The organism is Bittarella massiliensis (ex Durand et al. 2017), assembly GCF_009876955.1.
Taxonomy (GTDB): Bacteria; Bacillota; Clostridia; order Oscillospirales; family Ruminococcaceae; genus Bittarella; species Bittarella massiliensis.
In genome coordinates this window covers 218755-226420 of sequence record NZ_WWVY01000004.1, presented here as the reverse complement: position 1 = coordinate 226420, position 7666 = coordinate 218755, and the positions used below count along the sequence as shown (strand labels likewise).

Annotated in this window: 9 protein-coding genes; all 9 read left to right on the top strand. The window is 65.5% G+C overall.

Going from position 1 to position 7666, the window contains the following annotated elements; genetic code table 11:
* Window positions 1-436 (top strand): stage V sporulation T C-terminal domain-containing protein (locus GT748_RS07055; protein ID WP_161222324.1); only part of this gene is annotated, 436 nt, incomplete at its 5' end.
* A gap of 227 nt (window positions 437-663) precedes the next feature.
* Window positions 664-1188: a ribosome maturation factor RimP gene (gene rimP, locus GT748_RS07050; RefSeq protein WP_021658654.1), complete on the top strand. Its 525-nt coding sequence runs from the start codon at window positions 664-666 to the stop codon at window positions 1186-1188.
* A complete protein-coding gene (nusA, locus tag GT748_RS07045) occupies window positions 1185-2282 on the top strand; it encodes a transcription termination factor NusA (RefSeq protein ID WP_021658653.1) in 1098 nt (365 codons plus the stop codon). Before rimP ends, nusA begins: the two co-directional genes overlap by 4 nt.
* A 74-nt stretch (window positions 2283-2356) precedes the next feature.
* Window positions 2357-2629 carry an RNase P modulator RnpM gene (gene rnpM, locus GT748_RS07040; protein WP_021658652.1) on the top strand — a complete coding sequence of 91 codons (273 nt, stop codon included), beginning with the start codon at window positions 2357-2359 and terminating at the stop codon, window positions 2627-2629.
* Entirely contained in the window at window positions 2619-2954 is a 336-nt protein-coding gene (locus tag GT748_RS07035) for a L7Ae/L30e/S12e/Gadd45 family ribosomal protein (RefSeq protein WP_021658651.1), read from the top strand. The genes rnpM and GT748_RS07035 overlap by 11 nt, the downstream gene beginning before the upstream one ends.
* Window positions 2947-5265, top strand: coding sequence for a translation initiation factor IF-2 (infB, locus tag GT748_RS07030; protein WP_021658650.1), 2319 nt, complete (start codon window positions 2947-2949; stop codon window positions 5263-5265). Before GT748_RS07035 ends, infB begins: the two co-directional genes overlap by 8 nt.
* 73 nt (window positions 5266-5338) lie before the next feature.
* A complete protein-coding gene (rbfA, locus tag GT748_RS07025) occupies window positions 5339-5725 on the top strand; it encodes a 30S ribosome-binding factor RbfA (RefSeq protein ID WP_021658649.1) in 387 nt (128 codons plus the stop codon).
* Window positions 5726-5842: 117 nt separating this feature from the next.
* Entirely contained in the window at window positions 5843-6790 is a 948-nt protein-coding gene (locus GT748_RS07020; protein WP_021659296.1) for a DHH family phosphoesterase, read from the top strand.
* The gene (truB, locus tag GT748_RS07015) at window positions 6791-7666 is read left to right on the top strand and encodes a tRNA pseudouridine(55) synthase TruB (protein WP_021659295.1); all 876 of its coding nucleotides are present in this window, start codon (window positions 6791-6793) and stop codon (window positions 7664-7666) included.

Here is a 7666-nt window from a genome sequence, read left to right as displayed (position 1 = left end):
GATCTACACCGACAACGGGGGGGAGGTCATCTTTAAGAAGTATTCCCCCATGGGGGAGATGTCCACCTTCTCCGCCGTCTGCGCCGAGGTGTTGGCCAAGACCACCGGGCTGCCGGCCCTGATCTGCGACACCGACGGGGTGATCGCCGCCGGCGGCATCTCCAAGAAGGAGGTCCTCGACCGCCGGGTGGCCCCGGCCCTGGAACAGTTGGGGGAGGGCCGCAAAAACTACCTCTGGGAGAAGGGCGGCGAGGTGCTGCGCCCGGTGGAGGGGCTGGAGCGCCAGGCCCAGACGGCCTCCCCCATCCTCAGCAACGGGGACGTGGTGGGCTACGCGGTGCTGCTGCAGGGCGACGGCACCGCCTCGGCCACCGAGGCCGAGTGCAAGCTGACGGTGGCCGGCGCCGCCTTTTTGGGCCGCCAGATCGAGGGCTGACCCCGGCGGGGGAAAAAGCGGCGTCCGGAGGGAGGAAAATGCCCTCCAAAAGGGATGTTTGTCCCGTTTTTTGCCCCAAAGCCCCTTGCAATGGGGCGGGGGATGTGATATAGTGAATAACACAGTAAGGTTTTATAAGTGAGGTTGAAAGAGTGGGGTTTCCCGCTCTTTCATTTTTATGGGGCCCAGGCGGGCCCCCCTCCACAGAAAATAAGGGAGGCACTGCTGTGGCAAAACGAACTTCCGGCGGCAAGACCGCCAACCTGGTGCGCGAGCTGGTCCAGCCCATCTGCCAGGAGCTGGGGGTGGAACTCTGGGACGTCCTCTATCTCAAAGAGGGGTCCGACTGGTTCCTGCGGGTGGTCATCGACCGCCCCGAGGGGATCGACCTCAACACCTGCGAGGCGGTGAGCCGCCGGGTCAGCGACCTGCTGGACGAGGCCGACCCCATCCCCGAGAGCTACTTTTTGGAGGTCTCCTCCCCGGGCATCGAGCGCGCGCTCACCCGGGATGAGCACTTTGCCCGCTACCTGGTCGAGCCCGTCCGGGTGACCATGATCCGCCCGCTGGACGGCTGCAAGGAGCTGGTGGGGGAGCTGGTGAAGAAGGAGGGGGCCCTGCTGACCCTGGCGCTGGAAGGCGGCCGCACGGTGGAGATCGACCTGGCCCAGACGGCCAAGGTCAACGCCGTGGACACCGAAGAGGCGTTTGCCGACAGTGAAGACGAGGATGGAGGAATGGAGAAAAGATGAACACCGAATTTTTTGAAGCGCTGGCCCTGCTGGAGAAGGAGCGGGGCATTCCCGCCGACTACCTGCTGGAGAAGATCGAGGCCGCCGTGGTGATCGCCGTGAAGAAGGACTACAACTGCGGCGACAACGTGCTGGTGGACATCGACGCCGAAAAGTGCAAATTCGACGTTTACCTGGTCAAGACCGTGGTGGAAGAGGTGGAGGACGAGACCGCCGAACTCACCTTGGAGCAGGCCCAGTCCTATAAAAAGAGCGCCAAGATCGGCGACACCATCCAGATCAAACTCAAGACCAAGGAGTTCGGCCGCATCGCCGCCCAGACGGCCAAGCACGTCATCCGCCAGGGCATCCGCGAGGCGGAGCGGGGGCTGATGGTCCGCGACATGCAGGAGAAGGAGCACGAGGTCATCACCGCCACCGTGCTGCGGGTGGACCCCCTCAAGGGCTTTGTCACCGTCGATTTGGGCAAGAACGAGGCGGTGTTGGTCCGCTCCGAGCAGGTGGAGGGAGAGGTCCTCCGCGAGGGCGAGCGGGTCAAGGTCTATGTGGTGGACGTGTTGGCCACCGACCGCGGGCCCAAGATCATGATCTCCCGCACCCACCCCGGCCTGGTCAAGCGGCTGTTCGAGATGGAGGTGCCCGAGATCTACGACGGCACGGTGGAGATCAAGGCGGTCTCTCGCGAGGCGGGCAGCCGCACCAAGATGGCCGTCTGGAGCAAGAACCCCGACGTGGACCCGGTGGGCGCCTGCATCGGCCCCAAGGGCTCCCGGGTGGCGGCCATCGTCGCCGAGCTGGGGGGCGAGAAGATCGACATCGTCCGCTGGAGCGAGGACCCGGTGGCATTCATCAGCGAGGCCCTGAGCCCGGCCCAGGTGGTCGGGGTGGAGATCTTGGACGAGGAGCAGCGGACCTGCCGGGTCTCGGTGCCCGACGGACAGCTCTCCCTGGCCATCGGCAACAAGGGGCAGAACGCCCGCCTGTCGGCCAAGCTGACCGGTTGGAAGATCGACATCCGCCCCGAGAGCGGATTCTACGGCGAGGACGAGGACGAGACCCCGGCCCCCGCCCAGGACAGCGGCGAAGAGGGCTGATCCCCCCGTTTGCCGGCAAGGGCCCGCGCAGGCGGGCAAACGCGTGTTTTTTGAGCAGAGAAGGGTGAAGAGAGATGGTTCAAAAGCGGGTCCCCATGCGGATGTGCGCCGGCTGTGGCGAACAGAAACCCAAGCGGGAACTGATTCGGGTGGTGCGCAACAAAGAGGGGGAGGTCTCCCTGGACACCACGGGCAAAAAGCCCGGGCGGGGGGTCTACCTCTGTCCTAGCGCCGGCTGCCTGAAAAAGGCCCAAAAGGCCAAGCGGCTGGAGCGGGCGCTGAGCGCGCCCATCCCGGAGGACGTCTATGAAACCCTGCTCTCGGAGATAGAAGCCCATGGAGAGTAGAGAGAAACTGCTGAATATGTTGTCCCTCTGCCGAAAGGCGGGAAAACTGTCCATGGGTTTTGACAGCGCCAAAGAGGCGCTGGTGCGCAAAGCGAGCCGGCTTTGTCTGCTGGCTGCCGACTGCTCCCCCAAAACCGCCAAGGAAGTTCGGTTTTTTTGCGGCAGGGAAGGGGTCTCCTGCAGAGATCTGCCCGTCGGCCGCGGGGACCTTTCAAAGAGAATGGGCAAGGAGTACACCGTCCTCAGCGTGGACGACGATTCCTTTGCCGCCAGCATACAAAACCTGTTGACCTGTACGAACGAGGAGGACTGTGTATATGATTAAACAGCATCGCATCCACGAATTGGCCAAGGATATGGGCCTGCCCAGCAAGGACTTGATGGAGATTATGGAGGGGAAGGCCGACCTGACCAAAAAGCACATGAGCGCCCTGGATGACGAGCAGCTCAGCTACCTCTTTGAAAAGCTGACCGAGCGCAACCAGCTGCCCAACCTGGACAGTTATCTGGAGAAGAAGCCCGTCGCGAAAGAGGCGGCCAAAGCCCGGCCCCAGAAGGCGGCCAAACCCAAAAAGCCCAAGGAGAAACTGCAGACGGTCAAGCTGCCGGTGGTGCAGGACCCCGAGGCCGAGAAGGCCGCCGAGGAGATCGCCAAACAGGCCAAGACCCTGCGGCACGTGGAGACCCGGGCGGTGGACGTCAACCTGGACAAATTCAACGAGAAGTACGACCGCATCGCCCCCCAGACCCCCAAGACCAAGAACGCCGTCACCAAGCAGAAGTTCACCAGCCGGGGACGGCGGGGCGGCTTCCGCGGCGGCAAGAAGGTGGAGACCGAGGCCCAGCGGCTGCAGCGGCTGCGGATGGAGAACATCAAAAAGACCCCGCTGAAGGTGCTCATCCCCGACGAGATCACCGTGGGCGAGCTGGCCGCGCGGATGAAGATGACCGCCGCCAACATCATCAAAAAGCTGATGGGGCTGGGGGTCATGGCCTCCATCAGCGATACCATCGACTACGACACCGCCTTCCTGGTGGCCAGCGAACTGGGCTGCGCCCCCGAGAAGGAAGTGGTGGTCACCATCGAGGAGCGCCTCTTTGAAGAGGAGGAGGACAAGAACGAAGACCTGGTCACCCGCAGCCCCATCGTGGTGGTCATGGGCCACGTCGACCACGGCAAGACCAGCCTGCTCGACGCCATCCGCCACGCCAGCGTCACCTCCACCGAGGCCGGCGGCATCACCCAGCACATCGGCGCCTACAAGGTGAAGGTGGGCGACGGGGAGATCACCTTCCTCGACACCCCCGGGCACGAGGCGTTCACCGCCATGCGCGCCCGCGGCGCCCTGATGACCGACATCGCCATCCTGGTGGTGGCCGCCGACGACGGCATCATGCCCCAGACGGTGGAGGCCATCAACCACGCCAAGGCCGCCGGGGTCTCGATCATCGTCGCCATCAACAAGATGGATAAGCCCGAGGCGAACCCCGACCGGGTGATGCAGGAGCTCACCGAGTACGAGCTGGTGCCCGAAGAGTGGGGCGGCGACGTGATCTGCGTGCCGGTCTCGGCCGCCACCAAACAGGGCATCGACACCCTGCTGGAGATGGTGCAGCTGACCGCCGACGTCAAGGAGCTCAAGGCCAACCCCAACCGGATGGCCAAGGGCGCCGTCATCGAGGCCAAGCTGGACAAGGGCCGCGGCCCGGTGGCCACCGTGCTGGTGCAAAACGGCACCCTGCACCGGGGCGACGTGGTGATCGCCGGCACCGCCGTGGGCCGTGTGCGGGCCATGACCGACGAGAACGGCCGCCGCCTGGAAGAGGCCGGCCCCGCCACCCCGGTGGAGATCACCGGCCTGGCCGAGGTGCCCGCCGCGGGCGACGACTTCAACGCCGTCGAGAACGAGAAGCTGGCCCGTGAGCTGGTGGAGAAACGCCGCTACCAGCAGAAGCAGGAGCAGTTCAACTCCTACCAGAAGGTCACCCTGGAAAATCTGTTCAGCCAGATCGAGCAGGGCGAGTCCAAAGAGCTGTCCATCATCGTCAAGGCCGACGTGCAGGGCTCGGTGGAGGCTGTGCGCCAGTCGCTGGAGAAGCTCTCCAACGACGAGGTCAAGGTGCGGGTCATCCACGGCGCGGTGGGCGCCATCACCGAGTCGGACGTGATGCTGGCCGAGGCCTCCTCCGCCATCATCGTCGGCTTCAACGTCCGCCCCGACCCCCTGGCAAGGAACCGGGCGGAAGAGGCCGGGGTCGACCTGCGGCTCTACCGGGTCATCTACGACGCCATCGAGGACGTGGAGTCGGCCATGAAGGGGATGTTGGCTCCCAAGATCCGCGAGGTGGACCTGGGCCGGGCCGAGATCCGTCAGGTCTACCGCATCTCCAACGTGGGCGCGGTGGCCGGCTGCTACGTGACCGAGGGCAAGATCCTCCGGGGCGCCAAGATCCGGGTGGTCCGGGACGGCATCATCATTGCCGACGACGAGCTGGCCAGCCTCAAGCGCTTTAAAGACGACGTCAAAGAGGTGGCCCAGGGCTACGAGTGCGGCATGAGCCTGCAGAAGTTCAACGACATCAAGGAAGGCGACTTCTTCGAGGCTTATATGATGGAGGAATACAGAGAAGACTAATAGGGGCGCGACCCGCGCCGCAATCTGCCCCGGCCGCCCCCAACCGGACGGCCGGGGATAGGGAGGGGAAACCATGTCATCCTTTCGGGTAAACCGCATCTCAGAAGATGTGAAGAAGGAACTGGTGGACATCATCCGGGTCCTCAAAGACCCGCGCATCAAGCACGGGGTCATCTCCATCGTCAAGGCAGAGGTGACCAGCGACCTGTCCTACGCCACGGTGTACGTCTCGTCCCTCGACGGGATCGAGGACGCGAAAGAGGCCGTCAAGGGCTTTGAGAGCGCGGCCGGCTATATCCGCCGGGAGATCGGCAACCGCCTGCGGCTGCGCCGGACCCCGGAGTTTCGGTTCGTGGCCGACGACTCCATCGCTTACAGCAGCGAGATCTTCAAAAAGCTGGACGACATCCGGGAAAAGGACCGGCAGAACCGGCAGAAGGACCAGACCGAGTCCGATTGACAGAGGTGTTCCGGCGAGACCTAGGGGCCGCCCCGCGCCGGGGGGGCGGCCCTTCCTCGTCGGCGCGCCCGAAACCGGCCCCGAGAAGGGGCCCTATCAAAGGGGGAGACGTTGGAGATGGAGATGACGGTAAAAGGGGCGGCAGACCTGCTCAAGGGGGCAAAGGACGTGCTGATCCTCTGCCACCAGAGCCCGGACGGGGACACCCTGGGCAGCGGGTACGGGCTGTACTTCTGCCTGAAAAAGCTGGGGGTGCGGGCCCGGGTGCTCTGCCCGGACAAGATACCGGAGCTGTTCAAACCCCTCCTGCGGGGGTACAGGGAGGAACCGTTCGACCCCGCCCTGGTGGTGGCGGTGGACATCGCCGACGCCAAGCTGATGGGCCGCCTCTGCGCGCAGTACGGCGATTCGGTGGACCTCTGTATCGACCACCACATCTCCAACACCGGGTACGCCCGCCGGCTGCTTTTGGACCGGGAGGCTGCCGGCACCGCCGAGGTCATCTTCGCCCTGGCAAAGGAGTGGGGGCTGGCGCCCGACCCCCACCTGGCCGACTGCCTCTACACCGGCATCGCCACCGACAGCGGCTGCTTTAAATACCAAAACACCACCCCCCGCACCCACCGCATCGCCGCCGAGCTGATGGAGTGGGGGGCCGACGCGGCCGAAATCAACCGGGCGATCTTCGACACCAAATCCCAGGGGCGCTTGGCGGCCGAGAGCGCCCTGATCCGCTCGATCCGCTATTTCTGCGGCGGCCGGCTGGCCGTGGCGGTGATGGACCTGGCGACCATCGCCGAGACCGGGGCCGGCCCGGCCGACTTTGACGGGCTGACCGCCCTGCCCCGCCAGGTGGAGGGGGTGGAGATCGGGGTCACCCTGCGGGAGCGGGAGCCCGGCTTCTTCAAGGTGAGTGTGCGCACCTCCAGCTATGTGGACGCCTCGGCCCTGGCGGCCCAGCTGGGGGGCGGCGGCCACATCCGCGCCGCGGGCTGCACCGTCCGCGGCACGGCGGACGAGGCGGTGGAGACCATCCACCAACTGGCAAAGGAGTTTTTGCACTAGATGGACGGGATTTTGTGCGTCAACAAGCCGGAGGGGTTCACCTCCTTTGACGTGATCGCCAAGATGCGGGGGATCGCCCGCTGCAAGAAGATTGGCCACGGGGGGACGCTGGACCCCATGGCCACCGGGGTGCTGCCCCTCTACTTCGGCGCGGCCACCCGGGCGGTGGACATGGTGCCCGGCCAGAAAAAAGAGTACCGAGCCACCTTTTTGCTGGGCCGGACCACCGACACCCTGGACCGCACCGGCACCCTGCTGGAGACCCGGCCGGTGCGGGTGGGGCGGGCGGAGGTGTTGGCCCTGCTGCCCCGCTTCACGGGGGAGCAGGAGCAGCTGCCCCCCATGTACTCGGCGGTGTCGGTGGGGGGGCGGCGGCTCTACGACCTGGCCCGCCAGGGCATCGAGGTGGAGCGCAAGCCCCGCCGGATCACCGTAGAGGAGCTGGAGCTGCTGGACGGCGAGGGGGACAGCTACACCCTGCGCATCCTCTGCAGCAAGGGAACCTATGTGCGCTCGTTGGTGAGCGACCTGGGCGAGGCCCTGGGCTGCGGCGCGGTGCTCACCGACTTGGTGCGCACCCGCTCCGGCCCCTACACCCTAAAAGACTGCATCACCCTGGAAGAGGCCCAGGCCAAGCGGGGGGAGCTGGCCTCCCTTTTGCTGCCGGTGGAGACGGCCTTCGCCCACCTGCCGGCGCTCTCCCTCTCGGCCCACTTTGCCCGCCTCTTTACCAACGGGGTGCGGCTGCGGGCCGAGCAGGTGGGCAGCCCGCAGCCCGGCGAGTACCGGGTCTTTGGGCCGGACGGCTTTTTGGGGGTCGCCCTGCAAGACGGGGGACAACTGCGGATCAAACGCCTGTTTTTGGGGGGGAGATAG